Below are 19,858 nucleotides of genomic sequence, written 5' to 3' on the forward strand. Positions count from 1 at the left end.
CGACCCCTGATTTGAGAGGAAACTACCCATGGACGACAAAGGCAGACTCCACATCACTAACGCGGAAGGCAAAGAGACTTTCGTGGGCAATTCCTACGAGGAAACCGGCCTGCGCGAGCACGGCAACCGGCACGAGCGCCGCAAGGCGAAAGCCATGCAGAAGGAGAACCTTCGTCTAGCAGCGCGAGGAGACCAATCGCGTGGATAAGTTTGCCGAGCAGGTCATCCTTTCGAAGACCCTGCCAGAGATCGCGAAAACCATCGAGAAGATGATTGCCGATGCCGGCCTGCCGCGACAGCCATGGAGCCTCTACACGTGGGGCGGGCAGCGCTGCCAATACATATCGAACACCGCTCGAGAAGATGCCCGCAAGGCCATGCGAGAGACCCTGGACAGATGGGACGAGCAACAAGACCCACCTCCGCACGAGTTCACTTGAGACAGGAGATCCGAAATGCCGATAAACAAACAGGACCCAGACCTCCCCTGCCCCAGCGCGTACCCGTGGAAGACGTGGCGCGCTGACAGTGGACGCGATGATCAGCGGAACATCATCTGCGAGGACGTCGATTGCGTGATCGCCACCAACGTTCCCGAGGCCCAGGCACGCAACATCGTAACCAATCACAACGGCTACCCAGAATGACCGCCCCCTTCACCCTCACCGCGCCGCGCGAGGCGCTGCTGGCTGCGGTACAGACGGCGTTCGGCGCCGTCGAGCGGCGCAACACGATTCCGGTGCTGGCCAACCTGCTGCTGGAGTCGTGCGAGACGGGCCTCACCGTGTCCGGCACCAATCTCGACGTGATGACCACGGTGGCGACCGGCCTCGGCTGCCAGCCGAAGGCGCATGCCGGCATCACCGTTCCGGCAGCGCTGACCCACGACATCCTGCGCAAGATCCCGCAGGGCTGCGAGGTGACGCTGGCCGAGGGCAAGAACGGCCAGATGACGCTCACGGCCGGCCGCTCGCGCTTCCAGCTTTCCACCCTGCCCGCTGCCGACTGGCCGAAGCTCGAGGACAAGTCCGGCGCGCTCGAGACCCGGTTCTCCCTCACCGCCGCCCGCTTCGCCGCGATGCTGGCCGGCGTCGATTTCGCCATCTCCACCGAGGAGACGCGGTACTATCTCAACGGCGTCTACATGCACGAGCTGGGCGGCAGCCTGATCACGGTGGCGACCGACGGCCACCGCCTGGCGCGCGCCGTGCTGGCGGGCGTGGCGGATGCCGAGGGCATGCCCGGCGTGATCATCCCCGCCAGGACCGTGGATCTCGTCTCCAAGGCGCTGGCGGCGGCGCCGAAGGACGCGGTGCTTGACATCGCGGTGAGCGAGAACCGGGTGACCTTCGAGACCGGTGCGGTCCGCATCGCCTCCAAGCTGATCGACGGCACCTTTCCCGATTACCCAAGGGTCATCCCCGAGGGCGGCGCCAACCGCTGGCGCTTCGATGTGGCGGCGCTCGGCGAAGCCGTTGACCGCGTCTCCACCATCTCGTCCGAGCGCGGCCGCGCGGTGAAGATGGGCTGGGGCCGCGACACGCTCGACCTGACGGTCGTCAACCCGGACGCCGGCGACGGCCGCGAGGACATGAGCGTCGAGGCCGAAGACGGCGAGGACGTGGAGATCGGCTTCAATGCCAAGTACCTGGCCCAGATGCTGGCCCACATGACCGGCCGCGCCACCGTGACCATGGCTGGCCCCGGCGCCCCCGCCCGCTTCGCGCCCGTGCACCAGGAGCACGAGGCGATCGAGATGACCTTTGTCCTGATGCCGATGAGGGTGTGACCATGACCCCGCTCTTGACACCGGCGAAGGCAGCGGCCTTTCTTTCGATATCGGTCGACACGCTCGCCGCGATCGTGGCGCGCGGAGATCTGCCCTACGTCGAGGTCGGCGCCGGCGACAGGCGGCCGCGCCGGCGGTTCGACCCGGCAGACCTTGAGGCCTATGTGGGAGAGCGCAAATGTCGATCTGGAAACGCCCGGGGCAAGACACATGGTCCTACGACTTCACGGTCCGGGGTCACAGATATTCAGGAAATACTGGCGCAACGACGCGCCGCGAGGCGGAACGCACCGAAGCCCGGCTCAAGGACGAAGCCCGCACCGAAGCGCGGAAGCGCGCCGGACAGCCAGCGCAAGGCCTGACGCTGGGCGCGGCCATCTCGCGCTACTGGCTCGAGGTGGGCGAGCACCACACGAACTCCGATTCCACCCTTTACGATCTCGCGTGGCTCGAGCGGCATTTCGGCAAGACCCGGCTACTGGCATCGGTGACTGACCAGGACGTGGCCGCCATGGTGGCCGCCCGTCGGGGCGACGGCATCTCGCCGGCCACGGTCAACCGCACCGCCACCGCCCGGCTGCGCGCCGTCATCACCCGCGCCCGCGACGTGTGGAAGGTGGAGGCGCCGCACATCACCTGGAAGAACCACATGCTGCGCGAGCGGCAGGAGGTGATGCGCGAGTTGTCCGCCGAAGAGGAGGCTGCTCTGTTTGCCCACCTCGCGCCCGGCTATGCCGAGCTCTGCCGCTTCTCGATGCTGTCGGGCTGTCGCTTGGCCGAATGCCTGGATCTCGAATGGCGGCTGATCGACTGGCATGGCGAGTATATCGTCATCACCGGCAAGGGCGAGAAGACCCGGCACGTCCCGCTGTCGTCGGCGCTGCGCGCCATGCTCTGGCCGCTGCCTCGCGCTCACGCGCGAGTCTTTACTCACCGGATCCGCCGCGGTTCGATCCACCACAAGCGCGGTGACATCGCCCCGGTGGAGGAGGAAGCGCTCAACAGCCACTTCGCGCGGGTGTGCAAGAAGGCCGGTGTGGTGAACTTCCGGTTTCACGATCTGCGCCACACCTTCGCCACCCGGTTCCTGCGCGCCACCGGCGATATGCGCGCCCTGCAGATCATCCTGGGCCACTCAAGCATCGAGACAACGATGCGCTACGCCCACGTCACAGCAGCCGATGCCAAGCGCCGGATGGATGCCATGGGCGCGGCCGAAATGCCCACGCGAAAGCCCACCGACGGCGAGGCCGGGCTGGCTAAACACAAATGATTGTTGAGTAAATCGGATCAGGGGATACCGCCCCCCAGACAAGTGCGCTACCGGGCTGCGCTACGCTCCGACTGGGGAAGGCCTTAGAACATCGGGATTTTGCGGGCAAGGGCAAAATGGCCGGAGCGGGATAAAAACCTAGGAAAGCGCGTTCCCCGCGCCTGCCGCCGTGACCCCTGCCCCGTCCGTCTCCGGTTGCGGCGCGGGACGCAGACGTCCGCGCCTGTCTCGGTTTCCACCGCATTTGCGATGAAAGCCTTGCACCCGTCCAGAAACATCGCAAAGCAGACATATGAGGCTATTTTAGCAACAAATTGTTTAGCCATAGAACCTAGTCTGAATCCGACATCTTCGGGGCCGCCGTGACGAGAGACTACACTGCAAGAATGGTCGTCATCAGCGGTAGCGACTGCAGCAGGAAAAGGTTTTCATCGATGGGCAGGCTCAATCACATCCTTACCGACACCTCAGGCAATTTCGGAATGGCTTTCGCCATTCTCGCGGTGCCGGCCATGCTCGCGGGCGGATTGGCCGTGGATTATGTCGGCTTGAGCGTGCAGAGGAGCGAACTGCAGAACGCGGCGGATGCCGCGGTGCTGGCGGTCGCCGGCGAAGGCAAGATCACCCAGGACAAAGCGCTTGCGATAGCGCAGCAGACCGTCGCCGGCAATTACGGCTTCAGCGCCGCCCAGGTCAGCGTCAGCATGACGAATGGCGTGGCGGCAGTCCAGGCCGGCATCGACGTGCCGCTCGTGTTCGGCGGCTTCATGGGCAGGAAGAGCATGCCGGTGAACGTCGACGCGGAAGCGACCGTCGCCTACACCAAATACGAAATCGCGCTGGTGCTCGACACCACCGGCTCCATGGCGGGCGGCAAGCTGGTTTCGCTGCAGAACGCGGTGATCGGCCTTGTCACCGACATGGCGGCTCTGGGCCTCGAGAAAGAACAGTTGAAATTCGCGCTGGTGCCCTATGCCGGCTTCGTCAATGTCGGCGCCGACCACGGCCCCGAGATCAACGGCGCGGGAAAGGTGACGAAAGCGGCGGCGCGCTGGCTTGACCAGGATGCGGAAGCGCCGATCCCGCAATCGGACCTGCCCCCGGGCTTCAGCCGCTTCGCCATGTTCAAGCATCTTGGCGTCAAGTGGCCGGGATGCGTCGAAACACGCGTGCCGAACGGAAAGAAGCACTACGATGTCAGCGACATCGCGCCCGACGCGGCGGACAAGCAGTCGCTCTTCGTTCCCTTCTTCGCGCCCGACGAGCCGGACGACCCCTGGTCCTACCCGAATTCCTACCTGCCGGATGCCGGGGTGCCCATCGCCGGCAAGGGCAAGGGCGCCAAATCCGGCGCTGACAACGGCGAGGACGCGTCGGATCCCTCGGTCCAACGCCTCGAGCGCTACGGCAAAACCGGCACTTACAAGAAGCCGAAAAATGCCGAGGACGCCATGGCCCTGGTCATGAAGTGGAGCAAGCCCAAGCCCGATTTCTCGCCGTCCAAGTTCTATTCCAACAAATCCGACCCGAAAGGGCCCGGCTTCGGCTGCGAGATCGAGCCGGTGGTGCCGCTGACCACTGATTTCGCGACGGTCACGTCGACGGTGAAGAAGCTCAAGGCCAACGGCTCGACCAACATGCTCGAAGGGGTGATGTGGGGCTGGCGGGCGCTGTCGAGCCGCGAGCCGTTCTCCGATGGCGCCGATGAGAGCGACAGTTCGGTGGAGAAGATCATGATCTTCCTGACGGACGGGCAGAATTCCTTCGGCAACCTGAACAACGATCTGGGCTCGGGTTACACCAGCATGGGCTATCTGGTGGACGGGCGGCTGGACAACCTGACCTCGGCCTCCACCGGCCAGACCAACGACGCCCTCGACAGCAAGACGCTCTCCGCCTGCACCAACGCCAAGAAGGACGGCATCGAGATCTACACGATCCGGCTCGAGGAGCCCGATGTCAGCACCGGCACCCTGCTAGCGGAATGCGCCACGACAAAGGCCCATTTCTTCGATGCGCCGTCGCGAACCCAGCTTGCGCCGATCTTCGAAACCATCAGGAAGGGTGTGGTGAAGCTGCGGCTGACATCCTGATCCTCGTCCAAGTGCCCTGCGCCTGCCATCACGTCAGCCTCGCCAAAACGGCCCCGGGAAGATCTCCCGGGGCCGCTTGAAAAAACCGGACAGGCGCGCCGCGAACGGTGGCGTCAACCCTTGCGCCCGCCCGGCAAACCGCAGGTCGTTAGGCTTCCCCGGCGGTTTTCGAGTTCAGAAGGACGACATTGTCGCTCCGTTCCGAAAACGCGAGTTTCATTTTCAGTCTCAACAACGCGTCAAGGCTGGTTTCGTTTCCATTGGAAGGTTCCTCGCCCTCCCAGTCGAGCGCCGTCTGCAGCACCGCCATGTTGATGAGGTTGCTCAGATCGCCCAGCTTGAGACGATCCGCCTCCTCCCTGCAGGTCACAAGGGTACGAATGATCCACGCATAGGAGGTTGCGTCGGCTGAATGCATGATGGACGCCTTTCAGATCTGCGGACTGGGAAGATGCGCCTGCCGCGCGGCCGACAGTTCGAGCGGCCCGGGCACATGCCAGGCGCCTTCCGGCCGGATCAGGCGGTAGGGATCGTCCCTCAACGACAACGCGGTCGGCGAGGGCTCGATCGTGTCGAGCATTTCGACGAAGACATGGTCGGAGAAGGCAAAGGGCGCGCCGTTTTCCTTGAGCTTGAAGCCGAAATGCTGCCAGAAGGGCAGATAGTCCTCGCGGGCATGGCCATAGAGGCGGCTGTAGCCCTTTTCCCTGCACAGGGCGACGCTGGCGCGGACCAGCTCGAAGGCGGTCCGCGACTTGCGGAATTCCTTGCGCACGGCGAGCCGTTCCAGCTTGGCGAACTCGCCAAAGAACCGCAGCCGCATGCAGCCCGCAGGTTCGTTGTCGATCAGCGCCAGAAGATGGGTCGCCGCCAGATCGTTGCCGTCGAACTCCTCGTCATAGGGGCAGGCCTGTTCGCCGATATAGACCGCCGAACGGACGGCGGCCACGCGCATCATGTCGTCGAAGCCGTTGACGACGCGGATGCCGGTCGGGCGGATCACCGGATCATGGGTGGCGTAGCTCGGCAGGCGCTCGCGCAGCGTCTTCGGCCGGCGCGGGATCATGTAGAAATCCTCGAGGAAACGGCCTTCGTGCCAGACGCCGTGCTCGAACCCGCGGCGCACCATGGCGCGGTGACCGCGGAGGGTGAGCGAGGTGGAGATGACGTCGGCCTCGGCGTAATGGGGGGAATCGAACCGGTCCATGACGCGGTTGATGCCGGCCGCCAGCACGCCCGGCGTGAAGCTGGCCCAGACATAGATGGCGGCCGGGCGCTCGTGCTGGCTGACGAGATAGTCGGTCTGCGGGTCGAGCAGGTTCAGCGTGCCGTCGAGCAGCGCCGAACGTCCCGCCTCGTTGAGCAGGAGCGCCGACATGAAGCCCTCGGGCCGGGAGCGGCCGCGTCGCGCGAACAGCCAGATCGCGTCGGGGTTCTTCTCGCCCACGCGAATGACGGTCTCGGGCGTGGCCAGGCGGCCGATCACCCTGCCGGCGGCCTCGAGCAGCCGCGGCACGTCTGCGGGATCGAGCCGGTTGGTGACGGTGACCAGCGCGGCGGCGCGGTGCATGCGTTCGGCCTCCAGGGCCGCTTCCGCGGTCAACCCGCTTGCATTTGCAGGTAAAAAACTATTTTGTGGTGTGGCAGACATGGTTGCAGCCCCCTTATTTAGCTTGAGGGAAGCGTAGCCGGGTTCCGGCGGTTTGACTTTGGCAAATAGTGTTACAGAGAGTTCCACCCATGGAACACCAATGGCGCAACGCCGATTGGAACAGCATCCGGGTTTTCCTCGCCGTAGCGAGGCTCTACAGCTTCCGCAAGGCGGCTGAGGAGCTGGGCATTTCCGTCAACACCGCACGCCGGACGATTTCCCGGCTCGAGGACCAGCTCGGCTACCCGCTGCTCTACCGCGAATCCGAAGGCGCCCGGCTGACCGACGAGGGCCGCCGGGTGGTGCTCGCCGCGCGCGATGTGGAAAGCTCGGTGTCGGACATGTGGCGCGTGGCGGCGCTGGCCGAGCGCGAGGCCAGCGGCCCGATCCGGCTCGCCATCACCGAGGGGCTGGGGTCCTTCTGGCTGACCCCGCGCATCGTCGACTACATCAACGAGACCGGCGCGCAGAACCGGATCGAACTGCAATGCGCCATGCGTTCGGTCGACGTGCTGCGCATGGAAGCCGACATCTCGGTGCAGCTCGAAAAGCCCAACAGGCCCGAGCTCATCGTCAAGCGGCTCGGCTACCTGCATCTCAAACCCTTCGCCAGCCTGAGCTATCTCGAGAAATTCGGCCGCCCGAAGACCGTCGCCGACATGGTCAACCACCGCGTGGTCGAACAGCAGACCGATCAGCTCCGGGGCTATGAACTCGACAAGATCTTCGGCCCGCAGATCGCCGACCGCATGGTGCGGATGAAGACCAATTTCTCCTCCGCGCATTACTGGGCGATCGCCAAGGGCGCAGGCATCGGGCTGATGCCGAGCTACGCTCGCGCCATCGGCGGCGATGTCGAGCACATCGATCTGGGCTTCGATTTCCGGGTCGACATCTGGCTCGCGACCCATCCCGAAGTCGCCAAGAGCGCCAGGCACCGCGCGTTCATCGACTTTCTCACCGACAGTTTCGACGAGCGGAAGTTCCCGTGGTTCGGACCGGACTCGCTGTCACCGGAAGAGATCGAGGAACGGTTTTCGCGCAAGGATCTCCAATCCTATTTCGAGGGGTTCACAGCACGCTCATGACAACGCGCCGTCGCTCGCCCCCTCCCCCCGAAATCGTCACGCTGGAAACGCAGAACGAGCTCGACCGTCTCGCCATGGTGATGATGCAGCTCGACATGGCGCTGGCGCTCGCCCGCGAGAAACGCCTGATCGAGGTCGAGGCGCATCTCGAAGCCGCCCTCGAGGAAGCCCGCAGCGTGCGCCAGTCGCTGCTCAACTAGGCCGCTCCGCCTTGTCGACCGGAGCCCCGATCCGGCGCACGATCCCGGTCGCGGTCAGCGGACCTGGTCGAGCAACCGCTTGCATTCGAGCAGGTCGTAGAGTGCTTCCTGGAGAAGCGCGCGGTCGTCGCGCGAAAGCCCGCCCACGGCCGGTCCGATGGCGCCGTCGGACGCCTCGTGATCGGGCTTGCCGCCCTCGCCTCCAAGGCCGAAGAAACGACGGGTGGACGGCCGCCGCGCCTTGCCCACCAACTGGTCGTCGTCCATGGCGGGCGGCGCCGGCTGCGGCGCCGGCTTGTCCTCGGCCATGCCCGCCGACAGGGCCTCGACAGCGGCCATGTCTCCGGCGCCGATGGCGATGACGAACTTGTTGCCGTTCTGCTTGAGAAGCTTCTGCACGCCCTTGATCGTGTAGCCCTGGTCATAGAGAAGATTGCGGATGCCCTTGAGCAGATCGATGTCGTCGGGCCGGTAATAACGCCGGCCGCCACCGCGCTTCATCGGCTTGATCTGGGTGAAGCGGGTTTCCCAGAAGCGCAGCACATGCTGCGGCAGGTCGAGGTCGTCGGCCACTTCCGATATCGTCCGGAACGCGTCAGGGCTCTTGTCCAATGTCCCACTCCGTCCTTGTCAGCGCCGCACGACAGGCTTTGCGCGCACCAGATGTTCTCTTCCCAGCCCGACCGGCCCGACGGCTTTGCAAACCGTCACCAAAGCCAGGGCATTGCGAATCGCCGCCGATGGCGCCGATGCCGTTTCCATTTCAGGGGCTTGCGGACGAAAGATCAAGTGCGGCGGAAGGCGATTGCGGATGCCGGCCCGGTTTTCCAATGGAGACACACGTGGCGGGACCCGCCGTGGCGCCTGCTCAGGGCTTGGCTTTGCCCTTCACCTTGCGGCTGACATGGCCCTTGAGGACCCGGTTCTTGAGCACGTTGGAGGCCTTGAAGGTCATCACCCGGCGCGGGCTGATCGGCACTTCCTCGCCGGTCTTCGGGTTGCGGCCGATCCGCTCTTTTTTCTCGCGCACCTGAAAGGTTGCGAAGGAGGAAAGCTTGACGCTGTCGCCGCGGACAATGGCGCAACACACTTCATCGATGACCATTTCGACAAGCTCTGCGGACTCGGTTCGCGAAAGCCCCACCTTGCGGAACACCGCTTCTGCGAGATCAGCCCTGGTGATCGTTTTGCCGCTCATAATTCCCAACCAGACTGGTCAGCTTCCCCGCCGCCCGTAAATGAATTGTATTAACTTTATGGATCATGCCGCTCAACGTCAAGCAACTCCATGGCGTGGCAGTGTATTGCTCCGCAAATGGCGAAAAAGGCCTGTGTGGGGGTTAATGTTCCGTTTGCAGGCCTGTCTCACCAGCGCAAAAGCACCGATCCCCAGGTGAAGCCGCCGCCCATGGCCTCGAGCAGGACGAGGTCGCCCGGCTTGATCCTGCCGTCCGCCGCGGCTTCGGCAAGCGCCAGCGGGATCGACGCGGCGGAGGTGTTGCCGTGATGGTCGACGGTGATGACCACCTTGGAGTCATCAATGCCGAGCTTGCGCGCCGAGGCGTCGATGATCCGCTTGTTGGCCTGGTGGGGAACGAACCAGTCGATGTCGGCCGAGCCGAGCCCGGTGGCGGCGTAGGCCGCCTCGATCACGTCGGTGATCATGCCGACGGCATGCTTGAAAACTTCCCGCCCTTCCATGCGCAGGTGCCCGACCGTGCCCGTGGTCGAGGGGCCGCCATCGACATAGAGCTTCTCGCGGTGGGCGCCGTCGGAGCGCAGATGCGCCGTCAGGATGCCGCGGTCGGCCATCGTGCCCTGGCCTTCCTCGGCCTCGAGCACGACCGCGCCGGCGCCGTCGCCGAACAGCACGCAGGTGGTGCGGTCGCTCCAGTCGAGGATGCGCGAGAAGGTTTCCGCGCCGATGACCAGCACCCGGCGGGCCATGCCGGTCCGGATATAGGTGTCGGCGGTGGTCATGGCGAAGACGAAGCCCGAGCAGACGGCCTGCAGGTCGAAGGCCGCGCCATGGTGCATGCCGAGCCGGTTCTGGATGTTGACCGCGGTCGCCGGGAAGGTGTTGTCGGGCGTCGAGGTGGCGCAGATGATGAGATCGATATCGGCCGGCGTCATGTTGGCGCGGGCGAGCGCAGCGCGCGCGGCCATTTCGCCGAGCGAGGCGGTGGTTTCGCCCTCGCCTGCGATGTGGCGCTGGCGGATGCCGGTGCGCTGCACGATCCAGTCGTCGCTGGTTTCGACCACGCCTTCCAGATCAATGTTTTTCATGATGCGCTCGGGGAGATGAGCCCCGAAACCACGGACTACTGAACGGATCATTCTGACATCCTAGCTGGAAGAGCTGTCCACGGCGGGAACGGAAAGCGATGCCCGGCGCGTGTGATAGAGATTGAGGTCGTGTTCGATCTTGGCCTTGAGGCCATTGCGGACCATGTCGTAGCCGACATCCACCGCCGCGGCGAAGCCCTCGACATCGGCGCCGCCATGGCTCTTGATGACGATACCGTTCAATCCGAGAAACACGCCGCCATTGACCTTGCCCGGATCCATCTTCTCCCGCAGCAGGTCGAAGGCGCCCTTGGCGAAGACATAGCCGATGCGGGCCATCAGGGTCCGCGACATCGCGGCCCGCAGATAGCCGGCGATCTGGCGGGCGGTGCCCTCGGCGGTCTTGAGGGCGACATTGCCGACGAAGCCCTCGGTGACGACGACATCGACGGTGCCCTTGCCCAGATCGTCGCCCTCGACGAAGCCGTAATAGTCGAAACTCGGCATCGCCGCCTCGCGGATCAGGCGGCCGGCCTCCTTGACCTCCTCCTGGCCCTTGATCTCCTCGACGCCGATATTGAGCAGCCCTACGGTAGGCTTGTCGATCTCGAACAGGGCGCGCGCCATGGCGGCCCCCATCATGGTGAAATCGATGAGCTGCTGCGCGTCGGCGCCGATCGTGGCGCCGACATCGAGCACGATGCTTTCGCCGCGCGCGGTGGGCCAGATGGCGGCAATCGCCGGCCTGTCGATATTGGCCATGGTGCGCAGGCAGAACCGCGACATCGCCATCAGCGCGCCGGTGTTGCCGGCCGAGACGCAGACGTCGGCCTCGCCGGTCTTGACCGCCTCGATGGCGCGCCACATCGACGAGCGGTAGCGCCCATGCCGGAGCGCCTGGCTCGGCTTGTCGTCCATGCTGACGGCGATCTCGCAGGGAACGAAGGTCGACGCCTGGCGAAGGGCGGGGAACCGCTCCAGCACGGCAAGGCTTTCGGCTTCCAGGCCGAACAGGGTGAAACGGATGTCCGGGTGGCGCTCCAACGCCTTGGCGACACCGGGTACGACCACCTTGGGGCCATGATCGCCCCCCATCAGATCAACCGCTATCCTAATCACGCCCCGTCCTTAATCCTCGGCTCTTCGGGCCGAATTTGTGGGCAGAAAATACCCGTTTTCGATCCGGGCACAACTGCTTTGTCGCCGCACAGGCCGCTAACTGGCGGAATCATCTCGCTTCAGGCCATGCAAAACGGCAAAAGGTGACGGTTTTTTGTCCGTTTCCGGGTCGCTTTCGATCCGGTCGGAAAACTCGACCCCCGGTTTACGCGGATAGGGATCGATCGCAAGGGCCGCGAACTCGGCCGCCGCCGCGCCGACGTCGATCGAATCGCCGGAAAACGTCTCGGGCGCGTCCGGCCCCTCCGGATCGAGGAACATCTCGGCGCTGCCGTCATGGGCGCGTTTGGCGAGCCGCGAGTTCTCGGGAAGGTAAAGCGCCTCGAAGTCCTCCTCGATCTGCTGGGCGACCGGTTCGAGCGTGACGACGCAGTCCTGCTCGATGGACACGCTGACATGCCCCTTCACCCGCACCCCGTCGCGCTTCCAGCGCCCCAGCACGATCTCGGACTCGAAGGAGCGCACGTCGCGCACGCCCCATTGCGCCGCGAGCCGCGCCAGGTCGGCGGGATCGGCGGAAATGCGGACCGTGAACGGGTTGGCCGAGATGTGGCCGACCTTGACCGGATAGGAGAATTCGTCGTCACCTGGGTGCGTCATGGTCTGACCTCTCTAAATCAACGGCGGGGAACACCAGCCGGCCGGCGGCCAGCGCTTCCTCTTCCACGGCCTCGAGCTGCCGCGCGGTCCGCGCCATCCAGGCGGCCAGCGGCTGCATCGAGGGCGCGTCGCCGGGCGCATCGGGATGGATGTTGCGGCGCAGGGCCGCAGCCAGGCCAACCTCGTCGCCGGCATCGAGTGCGTCGCCATAGGATTTGGCGCGGCCGTAGAACATGCGGGCGAATTTTTTCATACGCTTGGGCACGCCCACGTCGCCCACGCCCAGTTCGCGGATCGAATGGTCGACATCCTCGAAAAAGGCGTCGACGATCTCCTGGGCAATTCCCTGCGCCGCCGGGCCAGACCCGCTGGTCCGGCGCAAATACAGCAGCAGATGCACCGATATCATCTCGAACCGGCCCATGACCGTGTCGGGCACATCCATGGAACGGTAGAAGGCCGGAGACCGCGCAGCCGCGGTAAGATGTTCATATTGCAGCCCAACCAGAGCCTGATTGGCTTTTTTTCGCTTGAACAGGTTCCAGATCATGAAATTGCCTTCAATGGCCGTTGGATATCATCGCGACTGCGGGAGACTGGGATGTTGCATCCGTGCGGAAGCTGGTTTACCGAATGAAACGCAAAACGCAATGGCTGCGGCAGGTAAGCACGCTCGCCAAAGGGAGATGTCGTTGACGATAAGAGATTTCAAGGCAACCGGACGGAGCTTGCGTCTCGGAGCCGCAGTTGCGGTCGTCTCCATGATCGCGCTCAGCGGCTGCTCGACCAGCGAAGTGTTCAACCAGGGCTACGTGGTCGACCAGACCGCGCTGGATCTGACCCCCGTCGGCTCGAGCCGCGAACAGGTGCTCTTGTCGCTCGGCACCCCGTCGACCACGGCGACCTTCGACAATGAAGTCTTTTACTACGTCTCGCAGAAACGCGTGCGCGCCGCCAATTTCATGAAGCCGAGACTGGTCGAGCAGTCGGTGCTTGCGGTCTATTTCGACGAGGACGACACGGTCAAGCAGATTGCCAACTACACGCTGAAGGACGGCAGGGTGTTCGACATGATTTCCCGGACCACGCCGACCGGCGGTCTCGACCAGTCCTTCCTGGCCCAGGTCTTGTCCGGCGCGGGAAGCCAGGAAGGCACCGGCGCCGCGGTCGCCCGCTCGATCTTCGGCGGATAAGACCCGCTCCTTCGTCCGGTCAGGACCGCGCAATCTGCTCCATCAGCCGCTGATAGGGCCCGGTGCCGATGGCGCCGGGCGGGCGGTAGGGATTGGAGAAGGCGAAGATAAAGAACAGGATGAGGCCGGTGAAGGCGCCGAACAGGGCGATCAGGGCCAGGTTGTGCCGCGTCACCGGGTAGGAATAATAGGCCAGCGCAATCACCACCACGCCCGCCAGCGCCGCAAACCAGAAGATGCCGTTGAGCGTGTTCTCGGCATGGTTCTCGCGTTTGACCCGGGTTTCCGAGACCAGATGGATGCGGTCGAGCATGTGGGCGCGCAGGCTCTCCTGGCGCTTGCCTGACGGCTCGAGATTGAGGATGGCCTCGTAGGCCTTGTCCCACTCCCCCCAGGCCGGGCCGAACAGGCGGCGCTCCGTGCCGAGGTGATCCCATTCCCTGGTCACGACCAGGTCGAGATAGGCGTTGACCGGGTCCTGGACCTGCGACGCCGTCTCTGCGTCGAACCGCCGCGCATCGAAATAGACATCGGCCAGGGCGTTGGCCTCGATGGTGCTGTCGATCTTGAGCAACTGGTACTCCACCATCTCCTGCGCGAAGACCAGCGCCAAGATCAGGCCGTGCAGCGCCGAGACCCGGAAGATCACCGACCCCGCCAGATCCTTGGTCGGCGGCTCCGGATCGCCGCCGGCGAGCCAGCGCGCCGCCAGATAGCAGAGGACCGTCAGCAGCGCGGTGCCGACGATGAAACCGGTGCCTTCCAGCATGGCCGTGATCATTGCGACGCCTCCGCCCGGGTCCCTCTCCAAGGTCTCGACCATAGACGCAAAAAAGCCCCGCGGAAACTCATCTCCGCGGGGCTTTCGATGTGGGCCTTGACGCCCTGTCCGGCTTAGTGCGCGAGCACGGCCAGCAGCAGGAGGGCCACGATGTTGGTGATCTTGATGGCCGGGTTGACGGCCGGGCCGGCGGTGTCCTTGTAGGGATCGCCGACGGTGTCGCCGGTCACCGACGCCTTGTGCGCGTCGGAGCCCTTGACGTGCTTGACGCCGTCCTTGTCGATGAAGCCGTCCTCGAAGGACTTCTTGGCGTTGTCCCAGGCGCCGCCGCCCGAGGTCATCGAGATGGCGACGAACAGGCCGTTGACGATCACGCCCAGCAGCGAGGCGCCAAGCGCCGCGAAGGCCGAGGCCTTGGAGCCGGAGATCAGCAGGACGCCGAAGTAGACGAACAGCGGAGCCAGAACCGGCAGCAGCGACGGCACGATCATTTCGCGGATCGCGGCCTTGGTCAGGATGTCCACGGCGCGGCCGTAGTCAGGTTTCTCTGTGCCCGCCATGATGCCGGGCTTGGCCTTGAACTGGGCGCGCACTTCTTCGACGATCGAGCCTGCGGCCCGCCCCACGGCTGTCATGGCGATGCCGCCAAACAGGTAGGGGATGAGGCCGCCGAAGATCAGGCCGGCAACCACGTAGGGGTTGGACAGATCGAACGAGATCTCGCCCATGTCCTTGAAGTAAGGATAGAGGGTCGAGCCTTCGGCGTTTGCCCGGGCGGCAAAGAACTTCAGGTCGTTCGAATAGGCCGCAAACAGCACCAGCGCGCCGAGACCGGCGGAGCCGATGGCGTAGCCCTTGGTGACGGCCTTGGTGGTGTTGCCGACCGCGTCGAGCGCGTCGGTGGCCTGGCGGACTTCCGGGGGAAGACCCGACATTTCGGCGATGCCGCCGGCGTTGTCGGTGACCGGGCCGAAGGCGTCGAGCGCCACGATCATGCCGGCGATGCCGAGCATGGCGGTGACGGCGATGCCGGTGCCGAACAGGCCTGCGAGCTGGTAGGTGGAGATGATGCCGCCAACGATGACGATCGCCGGCAGGGCCGTCGATTCCAGCGACACGGCGAGACCCTGGATCACGTTGGTGCCGTGACCGGTGACCGAGGCCTGGGCGATCGAGTTCACCGGGCGCTTGTTGGTGCCGGTGTAGTACTCGGTGATCACCACGATGAGCGCGGTGACGATCAGGCCGATGATGCCGCAGGTGAACAGCGCGGTGCCGGTGATCGACATGCCTTCGATGACGGCGATCTCGCCCCAACCGATGGTCAGCGAGGTGGCGCCGCCCAGACCGATGATCGACAGCAGGCCGGTGACGATCAGGCCCTTGTAGAGAGCGCCCATGATCGAGCCGTTCTGGCCGAGCTTGACGAAGAAGGTGCCGACGATCGAGGTGATGATCGAGGCGCCGCAGATGGCCAGCGGATAGAGCATGGCCGAACCGAGGACGTCCGTGCCGCCGAAGAAGATGGCCGCGAGAACCATGGTGGCGACGACGGTCACCGCGTAGGTTTCGAACAGGTCGGCCGCCATGCCGGCGCAGTCGCCGACATTGTCGCCGACGTTGTCGGCGATCGTGGCCGGGTTGCGCGGGTCGTCTTCCGGAATGCCGGCTTCGACCTTGCCCACGAGGTCGCCGCCCACGTCGGCGCCCTTGGTGAAGATGCCGCCGCCGAGACGGGCGAAGATGGAGATCAGCGATGCGCCGAAGCCGAGGGCGACGAGAGCGTCAATGACCTGACGGCTGTCGGAGGCCAGCGCCATCGGGCCGGTGAGAACCCAGTAGTAGACCGCGACGCCGAGCAGCGCGAGGCCGGCCACCAGCATGCCGGTGATGGCGCCCGCCTTGAAGGCGATGTCGAGGCCGGAGGCGAGATTGACCGCGGAGGCCTGGGCCGTGCGCACATTGGCGCGGACCGACACGTGCATCCCGATGTAACCGGCGGCGCCGGAAAGCACCGCGCCGATCAGGAAGCCGATCGCGGCGGTGGCGCCGAGCAAGAGCCAGGTGATGACGAAAACGACCGCACCGACAAGGGCGATGGTTGTGTACTGACGGTTCAGGTAGGCCTGAGCACCCTCACGAATATAGCCGGCGATCTCCTGCATGCGTGCGTTGCCCTGATCGGCAGCCATCACTGAGCTTGTGGCCCAGATGGCGTAGACAACGGACAGCAATCCACAGGCGATCACAGCAAAAAGAATTGTCATGCTGATTTCCCTCCAATGTGACCGGAATCAGAGGATGTCCCCCCGGCCAAGTACCCTTGCGGCGAAAGGAGCCCGAACCACATGCCCACACCCCCTGCCGCATCGCGGCGGATGATTGCGACACGGGCGGGTCAACGTCAAGAGCAGAGGCTGCCTTATTGCCCGGGCACGGCCAATAAGCGCTGGGAAACATGGGGAAACAACGGATTTGGAACCGTGTCCGGAACAGCCTAGCCTAAAGTCCTAGGGGAAGGACCGGCGGCGTTCCCACAGCACCTGGGTGCCCAGAACCAGCAGGCAGAACGCCGCCACCGGCCAGAACAGGCTGTTGAGCGCGTCCCAGCCCCAGGCGTTGAGCACCTTGCCCGACATCAGCGAGGAGAAGGCGACGATGCCGAACAGGGTGACATCGTGGAAGCCCTGCACCTTGTTCTTCTCCGACGGCCGGTAGGTCGAGGTGACCATGGTGGTGGCGCCGATGAAGCCGAAGTTCCAGCCGATGCCGAGGAGAACCAGCGCCAGCCAGAAGTTCCACAGTTCCAGACCCATATGGGCGACCACGGCGCAGCCGAGCAGGATGAAAAGGCCGGTCGCGGTGATGGTGTCGCGGCCGAAGCGGGCGATCAGCTTGCCGGTGAAGAAGCTCGGCGCGAACATCGCCATCACATGCCACTGGATGCCGAGCGTGGCCAGTTCCGGGGAGAAGCCGCAGCCGACCATGGCGAGCGGCGCGCCAGTCATCATGAAGGTCATCAGCGCGTAGGAGCCGACGCCGCACACCATCGCCGTGATGAAGCGCGGCTGGCGGATGATCGCGGTCAAGGGCCGCGCCGGCGTCTCGTCATGGCCGTGGTCGCCGGGCCGGGTGTCGTTGGGAATGCGCAGGAACCACAGGATGCCCATGGTGATCAGCGCCAAGGGCAGCAGCGCCAGGAAGGAGCCGGCAAACATCACCGGCGCGAACAGTTCGCGCGTGAAGATCACCGTCTGCGGCCCGATGATGGCGGCGAAGACGCCGCCGGCGAGCACCCATGAAATCGCCTGCGCCTTGAAATTGGTGGGCGAGCCGTCGGCGGCGGCGAAGCGGTACTGCTGCACGAAGGAGCCGCCCAGGCCGATGAAGGCCATGCCGAAGGCGAACAGCCAGAATTCGTGCCGGAACAGGGCGATGGCGGCGATGATTCCGCCGAGCGCGGTCATGACCATGCCCGAGAGGAAGCCATGGCGGCGGCCGACCTGGCGCATCAGCCAGGCAGCGGGCAGCGCGCCGATGGCGACGCCGAGATTGAAGCCGGTGACCGGGGCGGTGGCGAGCGACTTGTCCGCGCCCAGAAGATAGAAGCCGGCGAGACCGCCCATGGAAATGGCGATCGGGGCCGCCGCGCCGCCAAAGGCCTGCGACGCCGACAGCAGGAGCGCGTTGCGGCGCGCCAGGTTCTCGGCGTCGGTCGTGCCGTTCAGTCCGACCCGGTCGAGAAACGTCATCGCCGTCAGTCCTTGCCGGGCTTCGGATCGCCGCGATAATTGCGCGCCAGCCGGTCGAGAACGGCGTTGACGATCCTGGGCTCGTCCTCTTCGAAAAAGGCGCGCGCCACGTCGACATATTCATTGACGATCACGGCCACGGGCACATCCTTCTTGGCCCAGAGCTCCCAGGCCCCTGCCCTGAGGATCGCCCTCAGCGTGGTGTCGAGCCGCGACAGCGGCCAGTCCTCGGTGAGGCTGGCGCGGATCGCCGGGTCGAGCGTCCGCTGGTTCTCGACCACGCCCGAGACGACGGCGCGGAACCAAGCCGCGTCGGCGGGACGGTACTGCTCGCCGTCGATCTCGCCGCCCAGCCGGTGGGCTTCGTATTCGGCGACGATCTCGAGCACGCCGGCGCCGCCGATGTCCATCTGGTAGAGCGCCTGCACCGCGGCCAGGCGGGCGGCGCCGCGCTGGTTGGCGGCTTTGACTTCCGGCGTGGCGGACGGCGTTGGGGTGTTTTCAGGAACCACGATCAACCCGCCAGATTGTCTTTCAGCGCGATCATCGTCAGCGCCGCGCGCGCGGCGAAGCCGCCCTTGTCGAGCTTGTCCTTCTTGACCCGTTCCCAGGCCTGCTCGGCGGTCTCTGTGGTCATGATGCCATTGCCGACGGCCAGCGATTCCGACACCGACAGCGTCATCAGGCCACGCGCGGATTCGTTGCAGACGATCTCGAAGTGATAGGTCTCGCCGCGAATGACGACGCCGAGCGCGACGAAGCCGTCATATTCGGTCCCGCCCTCGTCCATCGCGTCGAGCGCCATGGCGATGGCGGGCGGAATTTCCAGCGCGCCGGGGACGGTGACCACGTCGTAGCTGGCGCCGGCGGCGTCGAGCGCCGAGGTGGCGCCATCGAGCAGCGCGTCGGCCATGTCGTCGTAGAACCGGGCTTCGACAATCAACAGATGCGGGGACTTGGTCTTCGCCATGACGGCTTTCCTTCTTGCGGGCCGCGGGGGCGCGCCTCGAGGGCTCCAGAACGGAACCGGACATTGGATCGGATCAGAGCGGCGGTCAAACCACTTTGTCCGCCGCTTGGCAAGCACAAATGGCCGCGGGCCCGCCGGCCGGGGATTTTTGTTGTCCGGGACAGCCGGCGCGGCTTGGCGGTCGCCCGTCGGCGAAAGGATCCGAGGCTTGCGTAGCGCCCCGCTTTTCGCCCGGGCGCGACTCCGTTACACACGCTGCCATGAGCACATCCAGGCCCAAGGAAACCGACCTCTATCCGCCCGTCAAGGCGCTGCTGGAAAGCCAGGGCTACACGGTCAAGGGCGAGATCGGCGCGGCCGACATCGTCGCGGTCCGCGACGGCGACGATCCCGTGGTGGTGGAGCTCAAGACCGGGTTTTCTCTGTCGCTGTTTCACCAGGGCATCGAGCGGCAGGCGATCACCGACGCGGTCTACATCGCCGTGCCGCGCGGCGCAGGACGGATCTTCCAGAGGGCGATCTCAGCCAACACCGCGCTGTGCCGGCGGCTGGGGCTGGGCCTGATGACGGTGCGGCTCAAGGACGGGCTGGTGGAGGTGCACGCCGACCCTGCCCCGTACAAGCCGCGCAAATCGCCGATCCGCAAGACGAGGCTCCTGCGCGAGTTCCTGAAGCGCACCGGCGATCCCAATTCCGGCGGGGCGACGCGGCGCGGCCTGATGACCGCCTACCGCCAGGACGCGCTGCGCTGCGCCCGCATCCTTTTCGAGCTCGGACCGACCAAGGCGGCGCAGGTGTCGAAACTCTCGGGCGTCGAGAAGGCCCGGGCGCTGATGGCCGACAATCACTATGGCTGGTTCGAACGCGTCGCGCCCGGCATCTACGCGCTGTGTCCCAAGGGCGCCGAGGCGCTGGCGCTGCTGGGCGACCCGGATGCCGGCGCCGCGCCGCCGGTTTCCGGCGATCCCGCCTGACCGGCCCGGCGCCGCGAGCATTCCTCCCC

The 19,858-nt window shown here is 65.3% G+C and carries 22 protein-coding genes; 9 read left to right on the plus strand and 13 right to left on the minus strand.

Annotated features, from left to right (window positions below; genetic code table 11):
- Positions 1–28 precede the first annotated feature (28 nt).
- The 5 genes from LL06_RS00885 (at position 29) to LL06_RS00910 (ending at position 5,155) form a co-directional block, all read left to right on the plus strand.
- Positions 29–208, plus strand: a complete 180-nt coding sequence (locus tag LL06_RS00885) for a hypothetical protein (protein WP_035521114.1) — start codon at positions 29–31, stop codon at positions 206–208.
- Positions 201–440, plus strand: coding sequence for a hypothetical protein (locus LL06_RS00890; protein WP_035521115.1), 240 nt, complete (start codon positions 201–203; stop codon positions 438–440). Before LL06_RS00885 ends, LL06_RS00890 begins: the two co-directional genes overlap by 8 nt.
- 203 nt (positions 441–643) lie before the next feature.
- A complete protein-coding gene (gene dnaN / locus LL06_RS00900) occupies positions 644–1,789 on the plus strand; it encodes a DNA polymerase III subunit beta (RefSeq protein ID WP_052161072.1) in 1,146 nt (381 codons plus the stop codon).
- 178 nt (positions 1,790–1,967) lie between these two features.
- The gene (locus LL06_RS00905; protein WP_035521117.1) at positions 1,968–3,062 is read left to right on the plus strand and encodes a site-specific integrase; all 1,095 of its coding nucleotides are present in this window, start codon (positions 1,968–1,970) and stop codon (positions 3,060–3,062) included.
- A 434-nt stretch (positions 3,063–3,496) separates the two neighbouring features.
- Entirely contained in the window at positions 3,497–5,155 is a 1,659-nt protein-coding gene (locus tag LL06_RS00910) for a pilus assembly protein (protein ID WP_035521118.1), read from the plus strand.
- A 148-nt stretch (positions 5,156–5,303) separates the two neighbouring features.
- On the opposite strand, the gene LL06_RS00915 is transcribed toward LL06_RS00910, so the two are convergent.
- Together LL06_RS00915 and LL06_RS27140 are read right to left on the minus strand one after the other, a co-directional pair.
- Entirely contained in the window at positions 5,304–5,573 is a 270-nt protein-coding gene (locus LL06_RS00915) for a hypothetical protein (RefSeq protein ID WP_035521119.1), read from the minus strand.
- A gap of 12 nt (positions 5,574–5,585) precedes the next feature.
- Positions 5,586–6,725 (minus strand): GNAT family N-acetyltransferase, encoded by a 1,140-nt coding sequence (locus LL06_RS27140; RefSeq protein ID WP_152599441.1) that lies wholly within the window; start codon positions 6,723–6,725, stop codon positions 5,586–5,588.
- Positions 6,726–6,895: 170 nt separating this feature from the next.
- Between LL06_RS27140 and LL06_RS00925 the strand changes: the two genes are divergently transcribed.
- Positions 6,896–7,894, plus strand: a complete 999-nt coding sequence (locus LL06_RS00925) for a LysR family transcriptional regulator (RefSeq protein ID WP_052161073.1) — start codon at positions 6,896–6,898, stop codon at positions 7,892–7,894.
- Complete coding sequence (locus LL06_RS00930) at positions 7,891–8,094, plus strand: hypothetical protein (RefSeq protein WP_035521120.1); 204 nt, start codon at positions 7,891–7,893, stop codon at positions 8,092–8,094. The genes LL06_RS00925 and LL06_RS00930 overlap by 4 nt, the downstream gene beginning before the upstream one ends.
- A gap of 54 nt (positions 8,095–8,148) precedes the next feature.
- On the opposite strand, the gene LL06_RS00935 is transcribed toward LL06_RS00930, so the two are convergent.
- The 6 genes from LL06_RS00935 to LL06_RS00960 all read right to left on the minus strand — a co-directional run bounded on the left by LL06_RS00935 (position 8,149) and on the right by LL06_RS00960 (position 12,709).
- Positions 8,149–8,706: a MerR family transcriptional regulator gene (locus tag LL06_RS00935; protein WP_035521121.1), complete on the minus strand. Its 558-nt coding sequence runs from the start codon at positions 8,704–8,706 to the stop codon at positions 8,149–8,151.
- A gap of 256 nt (positions 8,707–8,962) precedes the next feature.
- Positions 8,963–9,292, minus strand: coding sequence for an integration host factor subunit alpha (locus LL06_RS00940; RefSeq protein WP_035521123.1), 330 nt, complete (start codon positions 9,290–9,292; stop codon positions 8,963–8,965).
- Positions 9,293–9,459: 167 nt separating this feature from the next.
- Positions 9,460–10,431: a beta-ketoacyl-ACP synthase III gene (locus LL06_RS00945; RefSeq protein ID WP_035521124.1), complete on the minus strand. Its 972-nt coding sequence runs from the start codon at positions 10,429–10,431 to the stop codon at positions 9,460–9,462.
- A 9-nt stretch (positions 10,432–10,440) separates the two neighbouring features.
- Entirely contained in the window at positions 10,441–11,499 is a 1,059-nt protein-coding gene (plsX, locus tag LL06_RS00950; RefSeq protein WP_035521125.1) for a phosphate acyltransferase PlsX, read from the minus strand.
- A gap of 96 nt (positions 11,500–11,595) precedes the next feature.
- A complete protein-coding gene (locus LL06_RS00955) occupies positions 11,596–12,159 on the minus strand; it encodes a YceD family protein (protein ID WP_035521126.1) in 564 nt (187 codons plus the stop codon).
- Complete coding sequence (locus LL06_RS00960; RefSeq protein WP_035521127.1) at positions 12,143–12,709, minus strand: ubiquinol-cytochrome C chaperone family protein; 567 nt, start codon at positions 12,707–12,709, stop codon at positions 12,143–12,145. Before LL06_RS00960 ends, LL06_RS00955 begins: the two co-directional genes overlap by 17 nt.
- 136 nt (positions 12,710–12,845) lie before the next feature.
- On the opposite strand from LL06_RS00960, the gene LL06_RS00965 reads away from it, so the two are divergent.
- Positions 12,846–13,352: an outer membrane protein assembly factor BamE gene (locus LL06_RS00965; RefSeq protein WP_052161074.1), complete on the plus strand. Its 507-nt coding sequence runs from the start codon at positions 12,846–12,848 to the stop codon at positions 13,350–13,352.
- Between the two features lie 19 nt (positions 13,353–13,371).
- On the opposite strand, the gene LL06_RS00970 is transcribed toward LL06_RS00965, so the two are convergent.
- From LL06_RS00970 to ribH, 5 genes are all read right to left on the minus strand, one after another.
- On the minus strand, positions 13,372–14,133 hold the full coding sequence (locus LL06_RS00970; RefSeq protein ID WP_035521192.1) for a DUF4239 domain-containing protein: 762 nt from the start codon (positions 14,131–14,133) through the stop codon (positions 13,372–13,374).
- 113 nt (positions 14,134–14,246) lie between these two features.
- Positions 14,247–16,400 carry a sodium-translocating pyrophosphatase gene (locus LL06_RS00975; protein WP_035521129.1) on the minus strand — a complete coding sequence of 718 codons (2,154 nt, stop codon included), beginning with the start codon at positions 16,398–16,400 and terminating at the stop codon, positions 14,247–14,249.
- Between the two features lie 243 nt (positions 16,401–16,643).
- Complete coding sequence (locus LL06_RS00980; RefSeq protein ID WP_052161076.1) at positions 16,644–17,885, minus strand: MFS transporter; 1,242 nt, start codon at positions 17,883–17,885, stop codon at positions 16,644–16,646.
- A 5-nt stretch (positions 17,886–17,890) separates the two neighbouring features.
- On the minus strand, positions 17,891–18,397 hold the full coding sequence (gene nusB, locus LL06_RS00985; RefSeq protein ID WP_035521196.1) for a transcription antitermination factor NusB: 507 nt from the start codon (positions 18,395–18,397) through the stop codon (positions 17,891–17,893).
- A 2-nt stretch (positions 18,398–18,399) separates the two neighbouring features.
- Positions 18,400–18,855, minus strand: coding sequence for a 6,7-dimethyl-8-ribityllumazine synthase (gene ribH / locus LL06_RS00990; protein ID WP_035521130.1), 456 nt, complete (start codon positions 18,853–18,855; stop codon positions 18,400–18,402).
- Positions 18,856–19,115: 260 nt separating this feature from the next.
- On the opposite strand from ribH, the gene LL06_RS00995 reads away from it, so the two are divergent.
- The gene (locus tag LL06_RS00995; RefSeq protein WP_035521131.1) at positions 19,116–19,829 is read left to right on the plus strand and encodes a DUF2161 family putative PD-(D/E)XK-type phosphodiesterase; all 714 of its coding nucleotides are present in this window, start codon (positions 19,116–19,118) and stop codon (positions 19,827–19,829) included.
- Positions 19,830–19,858 lie beyond the last annotated feature (29 nt).

It is taken from the genome of Hoeflea sp. BAL378 (assembly GCF_000759435.1).
GTDB lineage: Bacteria > Pseudomonadota > Alphaproteobacteria > Rhizobiales > Rhizobiaceae > Hoeflea.

What these genes read in the sequence shown, in the direction of transcription:
- LL06_RS00885 (WP_035521114.1), top strand. Translation starts at nt 29, where the DNA reads ATGGACGACAAAGGCAGACTCCACATCACTAACGCGGAAGGCAAAGAG.
- dnaN (WP_052161072.1), top strand. Translation starts at nt 644, where the DNA reads ATGACCGCCCCCTTCACCCTCACCGCGCCGCGCGAGGCGCTGCTGGCT.
- LL06_RS00905 (WP_035521117.1), top strand. Translation starts at nt 1,968, where the DNA reads ATGTCGATCTGGAAACGCCCGGGGCAAGACACATGGTCCTACGACTTC.
- LL06_RS00910 (WP_035521118.1), top strand. Translation starts at nt 3,497, where the DNA reads ATGGGCAGGCTCAATCACATCCTTACCGACACCTCAGGCAATTTCGGA.
- LL06_RS00915 (WP_035521119.1), bottom strand. Translation starts at nt 5,573, where the DNA reads ATGCATTCAGCCGACGCAACCTCCTATGCGTGGATCATTCGTACCCTT.
- LL06_RS27140 (WP_152599441.1), bottom strand. Translation starts at nt 6,725, where the DNA reads ATGCACCGCGCCGCCGCGCTGGTCACCGTCACCAACCGGCTCGATCCC.
- LL06_RS00925 (WP_052161073.1), top strand. Translation starts at nt 6,896, where the DNA reads ATGGAACACCAATGGCGCAACGCCGATTGGAACAGCATCCGGGTTTTC.
- LL06_RS00930 (WP_035521120.1), top strand. Translation starts at nt 7,891, where the DNA reads ATGACAACGCGCCGTCGCTCGCCCCCTCCCCCCGAAATCGTCACGCTG.
- LL06_RS00940 (WP_035521123.1), bottom strand. Translation starts at nt 9,292, where the DNA reads ATGAGCGGCAAAACGATCACCAGGGCTGATCTCGCAGAAGCGGTGTTC.
- LL06_RS00945 (WP_035521124.1), bottom strand. Translation starts at nt 10,431, where the DNA reads ATGATCCGTTCAGTAGTCCGTGGTTTCGGGGCTCATCTCCCCGAGCGC.
- LL06_RS00955 (WP_035521126.1), bottom strand. Translation starts at nt 12,159, where the DNA reads ATGACGCACCCAGGTGACGACGAATTCTCCTATCCGGTCAAGGTCGGC.
- LL06_RS00960 (WP_035521127.1), bottom strand. Translation starts at nt 12,709, where the DNA reads ATGATCTGGAACCTGTTCAAGCGAAAAAAAGCCAATCAGGCTCTGGTT.
- LL06_RS00965 (WP_052161074.1), top strand. Translation starts at nt 12,846, where the DNA reads ATGTCGTTGACGATAAGAGATTTCAAGGCAACCGGACGGAGCTTGCGT.
- LL06_RS00970 (WP_035521192.1), bottom strand. Translation starts at nt 14,133, where the DNA reads ATGATCACGGCCATGCTGGAAGGCACCGGTTTCATCGTCGGCACCGCG.
- LL06_RS00975 (WP_035521129.1), bottom strand. Translation starts at nt 16,400, where the DNA reads ATGACAATTCTTTTTGCTGTGATCGCCTGTGGATTGCTGTCCGTTGTC.
- LL06_RS00980 (WP_052161076.1), bottom strand. Translation starts at nt 17,885, where the DNA reads ATGACGTTTCTCGACCGGGTCGGACTGAACGGCACGACCGACGCCGAG.
- ribH (WP_035521130.1), bottom strand. Translation starts at nt 18,855, where the DNA reads ATGGCGAAGACCAAGTCCCCGCATCTGTTGATTGTCGAAGCCCGGTTC.
- LL06_RS00995 (WP_035521131.1), top strand. Translation starts at nt 19,116, where the DNA reads ATGAGCACATCCAGGCCCAAGGAAACCGACCTCTATCCGCCCGTCAAG.